The sequence below is a fragment of the Nonomuraea sp. NPDC050383 genome (genome assembly GCF_044459125.1).
In the GTDB taxonomy this organism is placed as follows: domain Bacteria; phylum Actinomycetota; class Actinomycetes; order Streptosporangiales; family Streptosporangiaceae; genus Nonomuraea.
Genome location: NZ_JBITIP010000008.1, coordinates 43,271 through 59,373, shown reverse-complemented (window position 1 = coordinate 59,373; position 16,103 = coordinate 43,271). Strand labels below are relative to the sequence as shown.

The window sequence follows — 16,103 nt, the reverse complement described above, 5'->3', positions numbered from 1 at the left end:
ACGAAGAACCGCCAGTCAGCTGAAGGGCGGGAGCAACGCCAGGTCCATGGCCACCTGAGGAGCGACCGAGAACACGACCGCCACCGCCACCGCCAGTCCCACGGCCACCCAGGCAGCCGGGAACGCGCGTCCGAGGCTGAGATGTGGTGCCGAGCCGGGCGCGGGCCCCGGTGCCGAGCCGGGCGCGGGCCCCGGTGCCGAGCCGGGCCCCGGTGCCGAGCTGCCCCCGGAGGCGGGGGCGAGCTCAGATGTGGAGGTGAGCGTCGATGCGCCGGGTCTTGGTGCTGCGGTGAGTTGCGGTGCCACGGCGGCCCCTGGGGCCGGGGTGAAGATCTGGGCCGTCCACGAGACGTAGTAGTACAGGCCGAGCACCGTGTTGACGGCCATGATCACCGCCAGCCACCCCGCCCCGCCGTTCACGAGCTCGCGGAAGACCACCACCTTGGCGAACAGCCCCGCCAGGCCGGGCGGCAGGCCGGCGAGGCAGATCAGGCTGAACCCCAGCGCGAGGCCGGCCACCGGGCTGCGGTAGGCCAGCCCCCGATAGTCGTTCAGCTCGTTGCCCGCGGCCGCTCGGGAGACGAGCATGACGACGGCGAACGCACCGAGGTTCATGGCGGCGTAGATGATGAGATAGGTCAGGGACGCCCCGACGGCGCCGCTCAGGAGCGCCTCGCCTCCTGGCACGCCCGTCAGCGTCGTCCCCCCGGGAGACGTGGTCTGTGCCGGGCCTGACGCGGATGTGGGTCCGGCCGGTGACATGCGCTCGGCGGCGTGGTGGGCGACCGCGAGCGGGGCGAGGATGTATCCCGACTGGGCGACCGAGGACCAGGCCAGCAGCCGTACGGCGGAGCGTTGGCGCAGGGCCAGCAGGTTGCCCACGGTCATGGTGAGCGCGGCGATGATCGCGACGATGGGCGTCCACGTGGCGGCCTGGCCGGACAGCGCGGTGACGAGCAGCAGGATGAGGCCCGCGAACCCGGCGGCCTTCGAGATGACGGACAGCAGCGCGGCGACCGGCACGGGGGCGCCCTGGTAGACGTCCGGCGCCCACGAGTGGAACGGCACCGCGGCGATCTTGAACGCGAACCCGGCCAGCACCAGGACGACGCCCACCGTGATCACGCCCGCCGTGGGGGACGTCATCCCCTGGGCGGTCACCATGCCCGCCGCGGAGGACGTGACCGCGTCCGCCCCCAGGGCCCCCGTGCCGACCGCTCCCGGAGCGGGGACGGCGCCGCTGAAGACCTCGGCCAGCCGGGACAGGTACACCGTGCCGCCGATGCCGTACAGCAGCGACACCCCGAACAACATGACCGCCGTGGACACGACCGAGACGACGAACAGCTTGACCGCGGCCTCCGAGGCCCGGCCGTCGTACCGTTTCAGTGCCGTGAGCGCGAACACCGGGAGCGACACCAGCTCAAGCGCGACCACCAGCATGATCAGGTCGCGTGAGGCGGGGAGGGTCACGGCGCCGGTGATGGTGCAGAGCAGGAGGAAGTACCACTCTCCGGCGGGGATGCCTCCGGCGGCCAGCTCGGTCATGGACATCAGCACGACGACCAGGGCCGCGACCAGGACCAGCCCGGCGAAGACCAACGTGAATCGGTCGGCGACGAACGAGCACAGGGCCGGGACGGACGCCGTTCCCCCGGCGGACCCACGGCCGGCGGCGGCCGGCGCGAGAGCGTCGGGCACGCAGAACGTCGCCATGCTGCCGCCACCCTGGCCTCCGCCTGCGCCTCCCCCTTGGCCACCGCCTCCGGCCCGTACGCCCGCTCCCGCCCGAGTGGCCTGGGCGACGATGAAGCCGAGGGCCACCAGGACGCCGCCGATCGTCACCAGGCCCAGCGCCGTCCTGATCCTCGGACCGGAGGGGAGGAACGCGTCGAGGAGCAGGACCAGCCCGGCCGCGAGCGCGAGCGCCAGCGGTGGGGCGATCACGAAGTAGTCGATCTGCTGGATCATGACAGGGCTCCCAGCAGGGTCTGCACGGCAGGCGTGGTGAGGGACAGCAGCAGCCCCGGCCAGAGGCCGAACAGGAGAATCAGGACGATCAGTGGCACCCAGGCGACCCACTCGTACCGCCGGATGTCGCGCGGCGGTTCGCCACTGGGATCGGGCTCGCCGAGGGTAGCCACGCTGTCGGGTCCTTCCGCGTGACTCTCCGAAGGGCTCGGCCACTCCGCAGTCGCGCTCGCCTCCTCCATGTCCCCCCGAGGCCCCCCGACCGGCACCGCGTCCACCCCAGCCGCGAGCCCGTCGCCGGCCCCGCCCCCGACTCCCACTCCGGCTGCGGCTCCGGCTCCGGCTCCGGCTCCGGCTCCGGCTCCGGCGAGGCTGGGGCGGGGGCGGGGTGGGAGGCCGTGGGTGACGCGCGACAGCATGACCAGGAAGTACGCCGCCGTCAGCACCGCTCCCAGCCCGCCGATCACCATGAACGTCAGGAACAGCCCCCGGGGCAGCCCGGCACCCGGCTGGAAGGCCCCCAGCAGCGCCAGCATCTCCCCCCAGAACCCGGCCAGCCCCGGCAGTCCCAGCGACGCGACCGCCGCGAACGTCAGGACCGACCCGAGGCGCGGCAGCGTGGCGAGCATGCCACCGCCCAGCGACGGCATGTCGGCCGTGCCGTACCGGTCCTTGACGGCCCCGGCCACGAAGAACAACAGCCCGGTGATCAGCCCGTGGGCGATGTTGGCGAACAGGGCCCCGTTGACGCCCACGGTCGTGAGCGTGGCGAACCCCAGCAGCACGAACCCCATGTGGCCCACCGAGGAGTAGGCGATCATGCGTTTCAGGTCGCGTTGGGCCAGGCAGGCGAGGGCCCCGTACACGATGCCGACCACGGCCAGCGCCCCCAGCCACGGCGCCGCGGCCACCGCACCCTCCGGCAGGACCGGGACGGCGATGCGGGCGAAGCCGTACGTGCCCATCTTGAGCAGCACGCCGGCCAGCAGGACCGAGCCGACAGTCGGCGCCTCGGTGTGCGCGTCGGGAAGCCAGGTGTGCAGCGGCCACATCGGCGTCTTGACCGCGAGACCGAGCCCGACCGCCACGAACGCGAGGATCTGCACGCTCCTCGACATGCCCGCGCCGTGGGCCCGGGCGAGGGCGACGATGTCGAGCGTGCCGGTCTGCGCCCAGACGAGCAGCAGGCCGAGCAGCATCACCACGGAGCCGAGCAGCGTGTAGAGGATGAACTTGGTCGCCGCGCCCCGTCGTCCCTTGCCGCCCCAGACGGCGATCAGGAAGTACATGGGGATCAGCACGATCTCGAAGAACACGAAGAACAGCAGCAGGTCCAGCGCGAGGAACGTGCCCACCATGCCGACTTCGAGCACCAGCAGCGTGAACACCAGCGCCCTCGGCCGCGCCGCCATGAGCCGCCCCGGGCCGCGCGCCCGGCCCCAGCCGAGGTACGCGAAGCAGAGAAACGTCAGCAGTGTGGTCAGCGCGACCAGCGGCAGCGAGATCCCGTCGACGCCGAGGTGGAAACGCAGGCCGAGCCCGGGGATCCACGGCAGGTCGACGGTGAACTGCGGCGTGGCCGACCGCCCGTAGTCGAACACCGCCACCATGACCACGGCCAGAGCCAGCGCGAGCCCCGACACCGCCTGCCCGTACAGCGGCAGCGCCGGTCGGAGCGCGGCCGGGGCGGCCACCAGAAGCAGCGCGCCGAGCAGCGGCACCGCGAGCAGCGTGACCGGAAGCCAGCCCATCATGTGAACACCACCGCCCCCACCGCGATCAGCAGCAGTCCGGCGAGCAGGCCGCTCACGTAGAGCTGGACGTTGCCGTTCTGGGCGAGCCTGAGCAGTCCGGACATTCCGCGGGCCGCCCGTCCGGAGCCGCGCACGGCCCCGTCCACCACCACGTCGTCCGTCCTGACGACCAGCCGGGCCAGCGCCAGCACCGGCCGCGCGAACACCGCGGCGTAGACGGCGTCCACGTAGAACGCGCGCTCGCACGGGAGGCGCAGCGGCCCCAGCAGCCGGGCCGGGTCGGCGAGCGGCGCGGACCGCCAGACCGCGTACACCACTCCCGCGCCGAGCAGGGCCAGCACCACCCCGACCGCCGCCACCCCGAGATCGACGTGAACGCCGCCCGCGAACCCGAGCAGCAATGCCGGCACGACCAGCAGCGCCACCGGCACCAGCATCGTCCGCGGCGCCTCCCGCACGTCGATGACATGGGCCGTGCCCGGCTCCGGCTCGGGCAGCGCGACGGACGCGGCCTGGCCGAAGAACGTCCGCAGCCAGGCTCTGGTGGCGTACGCGCCGGTGACGGCGACGGTCGCGAGTGCGCAGCCGTACAGGAGCAGGGCGGCGGCGTCGGTCAGGCGTCCGGCGGCGAGCGCGCCGTCCATGGCCGCCAGCACGGCGTCCTTGCTGAAGAAGCCGCTGGCCGGTGGCAGGCCCATGAGGGCGGCGAAGCCGACGGTCATCGCCGCGAACGTCACCGGCAGCGGCCCCCGCAGGCCGCCCATCTGGCTCATCAGGTTGGAGCCGACGTGGTGGATGACGACGCCCGCGCACAGGAACAGCAGCGCCTTGAACGCCCCGTGCGTGAGCAGGTGGAAGATCGCGGCCTTCGCCGAGCCCGCCGCCAGGCCGCCCGCCATGTAGGCGAGCTGGCTGATCGTGGAGTAGGCGAGCACCCGTTTGAGGTCGTCCTGGGCGAGCGCGGCCAGGGCGGCGCCGAGCATGCCGAGCGCCGCCATGACGGCCAGCACGTCGAGCGTGGGGCCGGCGGCGGCGTACGCCGGGAAGAGCCTCGCCACGATGAAGATGCCGGCGGCGACCATGGTGGCGGCGTGGATCAGCGCGCTGATCGGCGTGGGGCCCGCCATGGCGTCGGGCAGCCAGGTGTGCAGCGGCACCTGCGCGCTCTTGCCCGCCACTCCGGCGAGCAGCAGCATGGTGGCGGTCACGAGGGTGGCCGCGGACATCTCGGGCACCTTGGAGAGCACGTCGGAGATTCGGAAGCTGCCGGCCGCGAAGCCGAGCGTGAACAGGCCGAACAGGAATCCGACGTCGCCGAGGCGGGTGACCAGGAACGCCTTGACCGCCGCGCGCGAGTTGGCGCGGTCCTCCCACCAGTGGCCGATGAGCAGGTACGAGCAGAGGCCCATGATCTCCCAGCCGACGTACAGGACGAGGAGGTCACCGGCGTACACGACCAGCAGCATCGCGCTGGTGAACAGGCTGACGAAGGCGCTGTAGGACGGGTAGCGCGAGTCGTGGTGGAGGTAGCCCACGGAGTAGACCTGTACGGCCAGGGCGACCAGTGTCACGAGGACGCCGAGGATCGCGGACAGATCGTCGGCCTGGAGGGTCAGGGAGATGGGGATGCCGCCGGTGACGATCGTGCCGTAGGTACGGCCCACGGGCGGGCCCGGCGCCGCGTCTCCGAGGTACGCGAAGCCGGGGGCCCAGGCGAGGGCGGTGGCGAGCACGGCGGAGGCGGCGGTCGGCAGGACGGCGAACCAGGCCGCCCGTCCGCGCGCACGCCGGTCGTCGGCGTCGCCCGTGTCACCGGAGGCGCTGGTGGTGCGGTGGTGCGGCCGGCGGGTCAGCAGGAGGCCGGCCGCGGCGGCGACGAAGGGCAGGAGTACGACGAGCAGCGGGAAGGTCGTCACCGGTTGCCTCCTCGCTCGGCGTCGGCCCCTGGCCGGGTGGCCTGGGTGTCGCCGCGGCCGTCACCGGCCGGTTCCGTGGGGGCAGGCGGGGTCGCGGCGTGGGTCGGCGGCTCGGACAGGTCGCGGAGGGCGTCGATGTCGACGGTCCTGCGGTTGCGGTAAAGGGCCAGGATGATGGCCAGGCCCAGCCCCACCTCGGCCGCGGCGATCACGATGACGAACAGCGTGAGCACCTGACCGCTGTGCAACCGGTCGCGCAGCCACACGTCGAACGTGACGAGGTTGAGGTTGACGGCGTTGAGCATCAGCTCGACGGACATCAGGACGAGGATCGTGTTGCGGCGGGCGAGGACGCCGTACACGCCGACGGAGAAGAGGAGCGCCGACACGACGGCCGGGTAGACGATGTGCATCAACACCCCCCGGGCCGGTCAGCGGGCGGGCCGGGCATGGCGAATGGATCGTCCGGTGGACGGGGTGAGTCGGGCGTGCGGGGTGAGTCGGGCGTACGGGGTGAGTCGGGCGTACGGGGTGAGTCTGCGGGCTGCTCACGGTGGCTCGGTGGGGAGCCGCCCTGGATGTCCGTGCGGGACAGGACGATGGCGCCGATCAGGGCCGCCAGCAGCAGCACCGACAGCGCCTCGAACGGCAGCACCCAGGTGCTGAACACGCTGGCGCCGAGCTCCTTGGCCGCGCCCTGGCCGGGATCGAGCGGCGCGTAGGCCGTACGGAAGCCGTCGACCACCACCGTCACCAGGAGGGCGGCCGTCGCCACGGCCACCAGCGCGGCGACCACCCGGTTGCCGCTGTCGAGGTCGGCGGAGCGGCCGATCGGAGCCCGCGTGAGCATGATGCCGAACAGCATGAGCACGACGACCGCGCCCACGTAGATGAGCACCTGCACCCAGGCGACGAACTCCGCCGTCAGCACGAGGTAGCAACCGGCGAGCGCGCCGAAGCAGACCACGAGCCACAGGGCGGCGTGGACGAGCTGGCGGGTGGTGACGACGAGCAGCGCCGATCCGACCGCCGCCGCGCCGAGCAGCAGGAAGACGATCTCCTGGCCGGTGGGCGACAGATAGGAGGGCACCGCCTCGGTCACTACTCCTCCTCAGGCTCCCTTGGGTCTGCAGGGTCGAGACGCCCGGGCGGACGGATGGAGCGAGGATCGGCCATCCGGCGCCTGCGCGGCCTCGGGGCAGAAGTCTGCTCTTCCGCTTCGGGGTTCGGGCGCGGCTCGCCCGAGGCTGTGGACGACTCTTCGCCGGATGTGGAGCCTGTGGACAACTCTCCTGCCGACTCGGCCCCCGCTTCGCTCGACTCGGACCCCGCTTCGCTCGATGCGGAGGCTGCTTCGCTCGATGCGGAGGCTGCTTCGCGGGGAGCGGAGTCGGCGTCGTCCGGTGCGGGGGCTGGGGATGGCGCCTCCGGAGATACGCCGTGCTGCGGTGGTTCGGGAGAGCGCGTGTCGGTCTCGGGCGTCTTCGGGTGCCGGCCTTCCGACGCGGGCGGCGTGGTGCCGGGCTTGTCGCCGGCAGGAGGGGGCGCGGGGAGGGATCCGGGCGGCCGGATGCCCCGGATGTTCGCCATGCGCGCCCTGCGCTCCGATGGGCCGGGCCGGTCCGGGCCGGTCGCCGACCGGTCTGCGGCCCGGGTCCCATGGGCGTCCTGGGTGGTGGGGTCGGACGGGCGGGGCCCCGGGGCGGCTTCCGGTGCGTCGGGCTCACCGGCGGATCGGCGAACGGGCGGGGCCGGAGGACGAGCATCCGGCGCGGGGTGGGGCTCCTCCGGTGCGGAGCGGGGATCCTGAGGTGAGCGGGCGTCGGGCGACCCGGTTGTCGAAGCGTCCTGCGCGGAAGCGGGACGTGCCGGAGCAGGACGTGCCGAAGCGGGACGTGCCGAAGCGTCCTCACCAGAAGAGGTACGTGCGCGGACGTCCCCCGTGGAAGGAGGAACCGGCGGTGCGTCCGTGCCGGCGTCCGGTCGTGCGGGCGGCCGGCCGGGTGTACCTCCCGCACGAGGCCCGGCGGGGCGGCGGGGGGCGGCCGCGAGCTCCTTGGGCGGCTCGGCGCCGGGGTCGTGGGCCGGAGGCGGCGGGACCGTGGGCACCCAGGCGGCGAGCCGGTCCTTCTCGTGCAGCAGGTTGCGGATGTCGCCCTCGGCGTACTCGAACTCCGGAGACCAGAACAGCGCGTCGAACGGGCAGACCTCGATGCAGATCCCGCAGTACATGCACAGGGAGAAGTCGATGGCGAACCGGTCGAGGACGTTGCGCTGACGCGGGCGTCCGCCCTCCGGCGCCGGGAGGGTCTCCTTGTGCGAGTCGATGTAGATGCACCAGTCGGGGCACTCGCGGGCGCAGAGCATGCAGGAGGTGCAGTTCTCCTCGACCAGGGCGATGACGCCGCGGCTGCGGGGCGGGAGAGCGGGCTTGACCTCGGGATACTGCTGGGTGACGGATTTGCGCAGCATGTGGCGGAGGGTGACGGAGAGCCCCTTCGCCAACCCCACTCCCGGTATCCGCGCCATGGTCATCATCATTGCGCACTTGTCCGCGCGCGTGAATGCGCTCGTCGCGTTGTCCCCAGTTTTTCCACAGTTATCCACAGGTTATCGGGAGGTTATCCACAAGATGGCTCCGCGGCCGTTATGTACCACGGTGTGGCGATAGCCTTCCGGCATGTCGAACAGCCGGCCGCGCGGTCCCAGTGGTCTGGCATGGACCGCCGGGGTGGCGTGGGCGGCGCTGCCGCTGTTCACGTGCGGGATGCTGACGCCGTTCACGATCGGCTTCGCGGCGTTCTGGCTGCGCAGCGTGTGGCAGCTGATCGCCGCCGCGGTCTACACCGTGTGCCTGGGTTCGTTCCTGATCGTGGTGTTCGCGTACGACCAGTTCGAGGACATCCCGGAGCCGATGTCCTCGCTGATATCCCTCGCCCTGGTCGTGACCTGGTTGGGCGGTGTCATCCACTCCGGCATCCTGGTTCCGGCCATGGTCAAGCGGCGTCACCGCGGCGCTCCGCCGTTCACGCCCCGCCCGTTCGTGCCTCCGGTGAACATCCACCAGCGCACCACCGCTCCGACCTTCCAGCGGCCCTCCGGCGCGCCGGAGTGGGTCGGGCACTACCGGGTGCTGCGGTCCCTGGGCAGGGGCGGGCAGGGGGCCGTCTACCTCGCGCAGGCGCCCAACGGTGCGCGGGTGGCGGTGAAGGTCCTGCACGACCTGGTCGACGAGACGGCCCGTGCCCGCTTCGCCCGTGAGGTGGACACGGCGCGCAGGGTCGCGACGTTTTCCACAGCCCGGGTGCTGGACGTGAGCATCAGCGGGCAGCACGCGTACATCGTCAGTGAGTACGTCGAGGGACCGTCGCTGGAGCAGCTCGTCCGCAACCATGGTCCGCGGGACGAGGACAGCCTCACCCGGCTGGCGTTGTCCACGGCCGGGGCGCTCGCGGCCATCCACAAGGCCGGGATCGTGCATCGTGACTTCAAGCCGAGCAACGTGCTGATCGGCAACGACGGGCCGCGGGTGATCGACTTCGGCATCGCCCGCGCGCTCGACCAGATGACGGTGACGTCGGGGAAGATGGTCGGCACTCCGCCGTACATGTCGCCCGAGCAGTTGACGGGGGCGCCGGTGGGGCCGCCGTCGGACGTGTTCAGCTGGGGGGTGACGATGATGTTCGCGGCCACGGGACGGCCGGCGTTCGGGGAGGACACGGTCCCGGCGGTTTTCCACAGGGTGCTGACGGTCCACCCGGACCTGTCACCCTTGCCGCCGGGTCTGCGGAAGATCGTCGGGACGTGTCTCCACAAGAGCCCGGAGGATCGGCCGGCGGCCGCGGACGTGATGCTCGCCATCATCCACTGATGGGCCGGCGGTGCCGCGGGGATTCGGGTGCCTCCGGCGTGCTGCGGGGGTATGGCGATTCGCACGCTCAGAGCACCAGCCGCCAGGTGTTCCACTCGTCCAGCAACGTGAAGCCCATCGCCTCGTTGATGGCCAGCATGTGCGCGTTGGACGTGGCGTTCCACGTGATGAGCCGCTGGACCCGCGGCTCACGCTCGTGCAGCCGTAGCAGGTTGGCGAGCTTGAGGAGCAGGCCGAGCCGGTGACCGCGGTGCGGCCCGAGCACGGCGGTGTCCGTCTGGAACGCCCAGCCGTCCTGGCGGTCCACCTCCAGGAAGATGCGGGTGAACCCGGCCGGGGCGCCATCGCTGATGCGCCGGGCGAGCGCGGTGTAGCAGTCGAGCCCACCCGGCACCATCTCCTCCTCCCGCGCGCGCACGCGGTCGGCGTCGAAGCGGGCGTCCTCCATGGCCGCGTCCGCTGGGGCGTCGTTCATGCCGGCCATCACCGCGGCCAGGTCGGCCAGCCGCTCCGCTGTGGCCCGCTCCCCCGGCAGCTCCTGCGTGGCCGGGCCGCTCCACAGTTCCAGCTCGTAGCCCTCCGCGCGCGGCCACATCCGCCGGAACGCCGCCCAGTCGGCCGTACGCAGGTCGAGGGTGCGACGAGCCTCCGCCACCGACACGGTGAAGCCGTGCGCCCGGGCGAACCTCGTGCCCGGCCCCTCGACGGGGGTCTCGGTGAACAGCAGGCCACGGCCGAGGGCGCGGGCCCGTCCGGCCGCTTCCTCCAGCAGGTCCGCGCCGATGCCGCGCCCCCACCGGTCGGGCCGGACGAACAGCGGGTCCAGCCAGGCGGTGTGCGTGTTGTCATGCTGGGGAAGCCCCAGCCGGTAGCCCGCGACGGCCTCGCCGCCCTCCTTGACCACCCGAACCTCCTGTCGCTGCCCGGAGGAGTCGTGGGTGAGCTGCCACTCGAAGCGCCGCCGGCCCATGAGCGGTCCCCGCTGGTGGGCGTGGGCCCGGAGGTAGGCGTCGTGGAGAGAGGTGAGCGTGTTCTCGTCGATCGTCGTCACGCGGCCAGGTAATCAGGATCGCGGCCGACACGGCGACGGATTTTCTGCTGGACGCGGGGGTGGCGTGGTCAGGGGGTGGCTTCGGGGCAGGTTCGGGTGAGGGCGAGGTAATCGGCGTGGGTGAGGCGGCGGGCCTCCAGGTACATGTCGTGGTGCTGGGCGAAGCGGTTGACGTCCTCCGGCGGCCAGGGGCCGGGCAGGTGGTGGAGCGGGGCGCCGTCGGAGTCGAGGACGAACAGGCCCGTGCGGTCCTCGTAGCCGTACAGGAGGAAGGCGCAGGCATGACGGGGCCGGCGGCGGAAGGCGAGGTCGGCGACGAGGGTGCCGCCGCGGCGGATCTCCATCCGGGGGCCGCGGTGGCGGTCTCGCCGGGTGGTGACGGTGAGGCCGCCCGGCAGGCCGAGGATCTCGCCTCGGGCGGCGCGGCGTCTGTGCATGCGGGCCGACAGGGGGCGCAGCACCAGGAGTGCCGGGCTGAAGCCGACCAGGAGCCACTTGGCCTCCAGGACGTACGCCAGCCCCCTGCCGAGCGTGGACAGGCCCCGCCAGGCGGGCCACAGCCCGATCATGGCCAAGTACGTCATCACGGCCAGGCCCGCGACTCCGGTCCCGATGGTGACCGGCTTGCGCCACCTGGCGAGAAAGGTCGGGCGGACGCCGTGCAGGCGGCGCCAGCCGGGGGCTCGGGCGGCGAGGGCGGTGCGGACCTCGCGGGAGGGGCGGGTGCGGGCGTTCACGACCGGGATGCCGGCCGCGACGGCGAACGTGTGGACGTCGGGGGCATGCCAGGGGCCCGGGAGGTCCAGGAGGACGAGACCGTCGGCGTCCAGGACCGCGAGACCGGAACAGGTCTGCCGCTCGGCGTCCTTGGCGCGGGTCGCCGGCTGGTCGTGGCGGTAGTGGTACAGGCGCGTGGGGGCGGCGGTCGATCGGAACGCGGTGGGCGGTGCGTGGCCCGTCACGGCGTCTGTCGCGGTCAGGGTGTGGCCGTCCCAGGAGAGCGTCGTCTCCAGGCAGGTCACACTGTGGACGGTGCCGGCCGGTTCGTCCCCGGCTGACGCGGGCTGCGCGTTCATGAGGTCACCCCTGATTCTCCGGTCCCCAAGGAACAGACGACCGGCGGATGGGTGGAGTTTCGCGGTGCCGGGGCCGTTTGGTGGGATCCGGTCAGGTGAGGACCTTCACCACGCCCGTCAGGGCGAGCTGGACCAGGGCCAGCGGCACCAGCCCCGCCCAGGCCAGCTTCTGGAGCTGGTCCTCGCGCAGCCGTGGGAAGCTCACCCGCAGCCAGATCACCACGAACGCCAGCGCGAACACCTTGACCAGCGTCCACAGCCAGCCCGGCAGGAACGGGCCGTGCCAGCCGCCGAGGAACAGCACCGTGGTGAGGAACGACAGCACCACGATCCCGACGTACTCCGCCAGCATGAACAGGGCGAAGCGCATGCCGGTGTACTCGGTCATGGGGCCCATGATGATCTCGGACTCGGCGATCGGCATGTCGAACGGCGGCCTGCGCAGCTCGGCGAGCCCGGCGAGGAAGAAGACCACGCCGCCGATCGCCTGCCAGGGCAGCCACCACCACTGCCACGCCTCGACGATCCCCGGGATGGACAGCGTGCCCGCGGCCATCGCCACCGAGGAGGCGGCCAGCACCAGCGGCAGCTCGTACGACATGAGCTGGGCGGCCGCGCGCATGCCGCCGAGCACGGAGTACTTGTTGGCCGAGGCCCACCCGGCCATGATCGAGCCGAGCACGCCGATGCCCATCACCGCGAGCACGAAGAACAGCCCCAGGTCGAGGTTCACCGCGACGCGGCCCTGGTCGATCGGGATGGCGATCATCACGACGAGGTACGGGACCAGCGCCACCCCGGGCGCGATCATGAAGATGCGCCGGTCCGCGGCGGCCGGGATGACGTCCTCCTTCTGCGCGAACTTCACCCCGTCGGCGATCAGCTGCGCCCACCCGTGGAAGCCCCCCGCGTACATCGGCCCGAGGCGCGACTGCATGTGCGCCATGACCTTGTGCTCGGTCTGCCCCACGATCAGGGGCAGCACCAGGAACACGGCGAGGATGACGACGAAGCTGATCACCACGTCAAGCATCGGGCGCTGCCCCCCAGTCGGCGGGAACTCCAGGCGGAAGGGTCTTGCGGCGGCTCGGCGAGCCGTGCCCGGACTCGCCGGGCTCCTTCGCGCCCGGCCACGCCTTGGCGACGCGGGCGGCGAGAACGAAGTCCTTGCGCAGCGGATGTCCCTCGAACCCGTCCGGCAGGAGCAGCGGCACCAGGTTCGGGTGGCCGTCGAAGACGACGCCGAACATCTCGTACGTCTCCCGCTCGTGCCAGTCGGCGCCCCGGTACACGCCGACGGCGGAGGGCAGGCGCGGGTCCGCGCGCGGCACACTCACGCGCACGAGCAGCCGGCGGCAGGCGGCCGGGTCGTACAGGTGCGCGACGACCGTGAACGTCTCGGGCGGCTCGTCCACCCCGGTCAGCCAGTCGAAGAACACGTAGCCGGAGTCCCTGAGCGCGGTCAGGACGTCGATCCAGTCGCCGGGGTCCGCGACGTCGAGGGTCGTCTCGCCGTACGACTCCGAGATCCGGACGCGGTCGCCGAAGCGCCCTGCGGTGTCCTCGGGGACGGGAGTCACACGTCACCGCCGGGTTCGCCGTGGGCGCGGGACAGGAGGTAGCGGTCGCCGAGCTTCTCGCCGGCGATCTTCTCCTGGAGCTTCATGATCCCGTACAGCAGCGCCTCCGGCCTGGGCGGGCAGCCGGGCACGTACACGTCCACGGGGATGATCTGGTCCACGCCGTTCGTGACGCAGTAGGAGTCCCAGTACGGGCCGCCGCTGTTGGAGCAGGCGCCGAACGAGATGACGTACTTGGGGTCGGGCATCTGCTCGTACAGGCGCTTGACGGCGGGGGCCATCTTGTCGGTCACGGTGCCTGAGACGATCATGAGGTCGGCCTGCCGCGGCCCGTTGGCGAACGGGATCACCCCGAACCTGATGAAGTCGTGCCGGCTCATCGACGTGGCGATGAACTCGATGGCGCAGCACGCCAGCCCGAAGTTGAACACCCACAGCGAATACCGCCGCCCCCAGTTGAGGACGAACCGCATCGGCTTGGGCGCCAGCCGGGAGACCGGCCCCACGGTGGGCATCGGGAGATCCGTCGCTGCCATGTCTCCATTGTCCCGCCTGATCGGCGTAAGGAGTAGAGGCGGGCCGATCCCCGGCAGAGGAGACTCAGGTCCAGGTGAGGACGCGCTTGCGCCAGGCGTACAGGATGCCGAGCGCGATGAAGCCCAGGAAGACGAACATCTCCACGAGTGTGGTCACGCCGTACCCGGGCGCGTCGAACACCGTCGCCCACGGGAACAGGAACACCGCGTCCACGGCGAACACCACGTACAGGTACGTGAAGACGTAGTAGCGGACCTGCGACTGGGCCCAGCCCTCGCCCACGGGGTCGACGCCGCACTCGTACGTGGTCAGCTTCTCGGGGGTCGGCCGGGTGGGGCGGAGCAGGCGGTTGGCCATGAGGGCGCCGGCCACGATCGCGACGCCTGTCGCGAACAGCACGGCGACCAGCGCATAGGACTCGAAGTAACCGTCCACCTCCCGATCGTAACCCAGTCAAACCTCTGGCCCTATCGTCTCAAATCGGGGTAAAAGGGAAGATCACCCACATAACCTGACACGTATGCACAAATTGCGCCATGTTGGTGGACTCGCGCTGCTCGGCCTCATGGCCGGCGGCTGCGGCCTCGGCTCGGGGTCCCATGAGCGCAACATCGTCGTGCCCTCGGACCCGACCCTGCTCCACTACGTCGACCCGGCGACGGTGGGCGGACTCGTCCCCCAGACGTTGAGCGGGGGCGAGAGCGCGCGCCGGTACGTGCACATCAGCTATCCGCGGGTCGAGGGCACGCCCAAGCTCGACCAGGCGCTGAACAAGGAGGCCGAGCGGCAGCTGCACGCCTTCAGCGCCGCCGTGGACGCCGCCTCCTCCGACGCCCTCCGCCCCCGCGCAGGCGGCGCGCGGGCCGTCACGTCCCGCGCGAGCGCCCACGTCGGCGCGTCCCTGCGCCGTCCCGAGCTGAACGTCCAGTGGGACCTCACCGCCGCCTCCCCCGACGTCGTGGGGGTACGGCTGCGCACCGGCGAGTTCCTCGGGGTCGGCTGGGCCCGCTCCACCAGGACCCTCTGGTACGACCGGCGGCGTGACCGGGCGGTCGGCTCGGCCGGGCTGCTCGCGGGCAAGGCGGCGCTCGGGGAGACGGCCCGGCTGGTCCGGCAGGGCCTGGAGCCGCGCGGCTCGACCGTGGACCTGAGCTCGGTCAAGGCGACCGACGAACGGCTCGACTCGATGGCGTTCAACCGGGCGGGCGACCTGGTCGTGGAGTTCGACGACTGCGAGATCGGGTCCTGCTCGCTGGGCCGGGTCGCGGTGGCCGTGCCGGCGTGGCAGGTCGCGCCGCTGCTGTCGGCGACGGGCCGGCTCGCGCAGGCCGCCGCCATGTCGGCGCCCAGGACGGCGAACCCCATCCCGTCCGACCCCGAGGAAGAGCCGGGCGGCTCTCCGATGACCAGCGGCATCACCCCGCGGCGGGGCGCGGGGCCGGGGGTCGGGGCCGGGACGCGGGCCGGGGCGGGCGTGGAGGCCGCGGTCCCCGCCGGCCCGGCGGCCGAGCGCGTGAGCTGCGCCGAGACGAAGTGCGTGGCGCTCACGTTCGACGACGGGCCGGGCCCCGACACGCCGCGCCTGCTCGACGCGCTGCGCGCCGCCGACGCGCGCGCCACGTTCTTCGCCGTCGGCGTCAACGCCGTGGCCGATCCGTCGGTGCTGCGCCGCATGCATGACGAAGGTCACCTCGTCGCCAACCACAGCTGGGGTCACCGCGACCTGACGAAGATGCCGGTGAACAGGGTCGTCGACGGGCTCACCCGCGCCCAGGACGCCATCACGGCAGGCACGGGACGGGTGCCGGCGCTGGCCCGCCCGCCGTACGGCGCGGCGAGCACGACGGTGCTGGACGCGGCGCGCCGGGTGGGCGTGGCGCTGGTCGGCTGGGACGTGGACGCGCGCGACGCTTTCGACCGCCCCGGCACGAGGCAGGAGGCCGGGGAGATCACCCGGCGTGTCGTCGGCGGCGCCCACGACGACGCGATCGTCCTCATGCACGACACCAACAGCGCGACCGTGGACGCGGTCCCCGGCATCCTCAAGGAGCTGCGCCGGAAGGGCTACACCTTCGTCACCGTTCCGGAGTTGTACGGCTCGGCAGGTATGGAGGCCGGGCACTTCTACCGCTCGGGAATCACCGTCGAGGCGGACCGCCCCTGAGATGGCGCACCCCTTAGGGGGACGTATAGTTGGCCCTCGTGACCCGAACCGTCCTCTTCGCCCGCCTGCATGTCGACCTCGGCAGGCTCGCGTCGGCGCTGTGTCACCCCTAGCGGTTCTCCGGCCTCCCCCTGACTCCCACCGCGTTTACCCGCGCTATGCGCAGAGGAAACGTGTTGAACC

14 protein-coding genes and 1 pseudogene are annotated in these 16,103 nt (G+C 72.1%); 3 read left to right on the top strand and 12 right to left on the bottom strand.

Annotation, left to right across the window (positions count from 1 at the left end; translation table 11 throughout):
• Window positions 1–15: 15 nt before the first annotated feature.
• From ACIBG4_RS20855 to ACIBG4_RS20830, 6 genes and pseudogenes are all read right to left on the bottom strand, one after another.
• A complete protein-coding gene (locus tag ACIBG4_RS20855) occupies window positions 16–1,971 on the bottom strand; it encodes a proton-conducting transporter membrane subunit (protein ID WP_397203180.1) in 1,956 nt (651 codons plus the stop codon).
• Window positions 1,968–3,722 (bottom strand): NuoM family protein, encoded by a 1,755-nt coding sequence (locus ACIBG4_RS20850; RefSeq protein ID WP_397203453.1) that lies wholly within the window; start codon window positions 3,720–3,722, stop codon window positions 1,968–1,970. Before ACIBG4_RS20850 ends, ACIBG4_RS20855 begins: the two co-directional genes overlap by 4 nt.
• On the bottom strand, window positions 3,722–5,641 hold the full coding sequence (locus ACIBG4_RS20845) for an NADH-quinone oxidoreductase subunit L (RefSeq protein ID WP_397203179.1): 1,920 nt from the start codon (window positions 5,639–5,641) through the stop codon (window positions 3,722–3,724). The genes ACIBG4_RS20850 and ACIBG4_RS20845 overlap by 1 nt, the downstream gene beginning before the upstream one ends.
• A gap of 110 nt (window positions 5,642–5,751) precedes the next feature.
• Window positions 5,752–6,054 (bottom strand): annotated as a pseudogene (gene nuoK / locus ACIBG4_RS20840) (NADH-quinone oxidoreductase subunit NuoK); the annotation flags it as partial.
• Window positions 6,054–6,743, bottom strand: a complete 690-nt coding sequence (locus tag ACIBG4_RS20835) for an NADH-quinone oxidoreductase subunit J (RefSeq protein ID WP_397203178.1) — start codon at window positions 6,741–6,743, stop codon at window positions 6,054–6,056. The gene ACIBG4_RS20835 and the pseudogene nuoK, both read right to left, overlap by 1 nt.
• Entirely contained in the window at window positions 6,743–8,113 is a 1,371-nt protein-coding gene (locus ACIBG4_RS20830) for a 4Fe-4S binding protein (protein ID WP_397203177.1), read from the bottom strand. Before ACIBG4_RS20830 ends, ACIBG4_RS20835 begins: the two co-directional genes overlap by 1 nt.
• 208 nt (window positions 8,114–8,321) lie before the next feature.
• Between ACIBG4_RS20830 and ACIBG4_RS20825 the strand changes: the two genes are divergently transcribed.
• Entirely contained in the window at window positions 8,322–9,512 is a 1,191-nt protein-coding gene (locus tag ACIBG4_RS20825) for a serine/threonine-protein kinase (protein WP_397203176.1), read from the top strand.
• Window positions 9,513–9,579: 67 nt separating this feature from the next.
• Here the strand turns inward: ACIBG4_RS20825 and ACIBG4_RS20820 are convergent, their stop codons facing one another.
• From ACIBG4_RS20820 to ACIBG4_RS20795, 6 genes are all read right to left on the bottom strand, one after another.
• The gene (locus ACIBG4_RS20820) at window positions 9,580–10,563 is read right to left on the bottom strand and encodes a GNAT family N-acetyltransferase (RefSeq protein ID WP_397203175.1); all 984 of its coding nucleotides are present in this window, start codon (window positions 10,561–10,563) and stop codon (window positions 9,580–9,582) included.
• 68 nt (window positions 10,564–10,631) lie between these two features.
• Window positions 10,632–11,639: a hypothetical protein gene (locus tag ACIBG4_RS20815; protein WP_397203174.1), complete on the bottom strand. Its 1,008-nt coding sequence runs from the start codon at window positions 11,637–11,639 to the stop codon at window positions 10,632–10,634.
• Between the two features lie 91 nt (window positions 11,640–11,730).
• Complete coding sequence (gene nuoH / locus ACIBG4_RS20810; protein WP_310707147.1) at window positions 11,731–12,672, bottom strand: NADH-quinone oxidoreductase subunit NuoH; 942 nt, start codon at window positions 12,670–12,672, stop codon at window positions 11,731–11,733.
• Window positions 12,665–13,219: an NADH-quinone oxidoreductase subunit C gene (locus ACIBG4_RS20805; protein ID WP_397203173.1), complete on the bottom strand. Its 555-nt coding sequence runs from the start codon at window positions 13,217–13,219 to the stop codon at window positions 12,665–12,667. The genes nuoH and ACIBG4_RS20805 overlap by 8 nt, the downstream gene beginning before the upstream one ends.
• Window positions 13,216–13,734 (bottom strand): NADH-quinone oxidoreductase subunit B family protein, encoded by a 519-nt coding sequence (locus tag ACIBG4_RS20800; RefSeq protein WP_310707525.1) that lies wholly within the window; start codon window positions 13,732–13,734, stop codon window positions 13,216–13,218. The genes ACIBG4_RS20805 and ACIBG4_RS20800 overlap by 4 nt, the downstream gene beginning before the upstream one ends.
• A gap of 85 nt (window positions 13,735–13,819) precedes the next feature.
• On the bottom strand, window positions 13,820–14,191 hold the full coding sequence (locus ACIBG4_RS20795; protein ID WP_355437698.1) for an NADH-quinone oxidoreductase subunit A: 372 nt from the start codon (window positions 14,189–14,191) through the stop codon (window positions 13,820–13,822).
• A gap of 85 nt (window positions 14,192–14,276) precedes the next feature.
• Here ACIBG4_RS20795 and ACIBG4_RS20790 point away from each other — a divergent pair, with 85 nt between their 5' ends.
• Both ACIBG4_RS20790 and ACIBG4_RS20785 read left to right on the top strand, forming a co-directional pair.
• The gene (locus ACIBG4_RS20790) at window positions 14,277–15,920 is read left to right on the top strand and encodes a polysaccharide deacetylase family protein (protein WP_397203172.1); all 1,644 of its coding nucleotides are present in this window, start codon (window positions 14,277–14,279) and stop codon (window positions 15,918–15,920) included.
• Between the two features lie 38 nt (window positions 15,921–15,958).
• The gene (locus ACIBG4_RS20785) at window positions 15,959–16,033 is read left to right on the top strand and encodes a putative leader peptide (RefSeq protein WP_355437855.1); all 75 of its coding nucleotides are present in this window, start codon (window positions 15,959–15,961) and stop codon (window positions 16,031–16,033) included.
• Window positions 16,034–16,103: the final 70 nt, after the last annotated feature.

Coding starts and splice junctions, on each gene's coding strand:
- ACIBG4_RS20855 (WP_397203180.1), bottom strand. CDS start 1,971: ATGATCCAGCAGATCGACTACTTCGTGATCGCCCCACCGCTGGCGCTC.
- ACIBG4_RS20850 (WP_397203453.1), bottom strand. CDS start 3,722: ATGGGCTGGCTTCCGGTCACGCTGCTCGCGGTGCCGCTGCTCGGCGCG.
- ACIBG4_RS20830 (WP_397203177.1), bottom strand. CDS start 8,113: ATGCTGCGCAAATCCGTCACCCAGCAGTATCCCGAGGTCAAGCCCGCT.
- ACIBG4_RS20825 (WP_397203176.1), top strand. CDS start 8,322: ATGTCGAACAGCCGGCCGCGCGGTCCCAGTGGTCTGGCATGGACCGCC.
- ACIBG4_RS20815 (WP_397203174.1), bottom strand. CDS start 11,639: ATGAACGCGCAGCCCGCGTCAGCCGGGGACGAACCGGCCGGCACCGTC.
- nuoH (WP_310707147.1), bottom strand. CDS start 12,672: ATGCTTGACGTGGTGATCAGCTTCGTCGTCATCCTCGCCGTGTTCCTG.
- ACIBG4_RS20800 (WP_310707525.1), bottom strand. CDS start 13,734: ATGCCCACCGTGGGGCCGGTCTCCCGGCTGGCGCCCAAGCCGATGCGG.
- ACIBG4_RS20790 (WP_397203172.1), top strand. CDS start 14,277: ATGCACAAATTGCGCCATGTTGGTGGACTCGCGCTGCTCGGCCTCATG.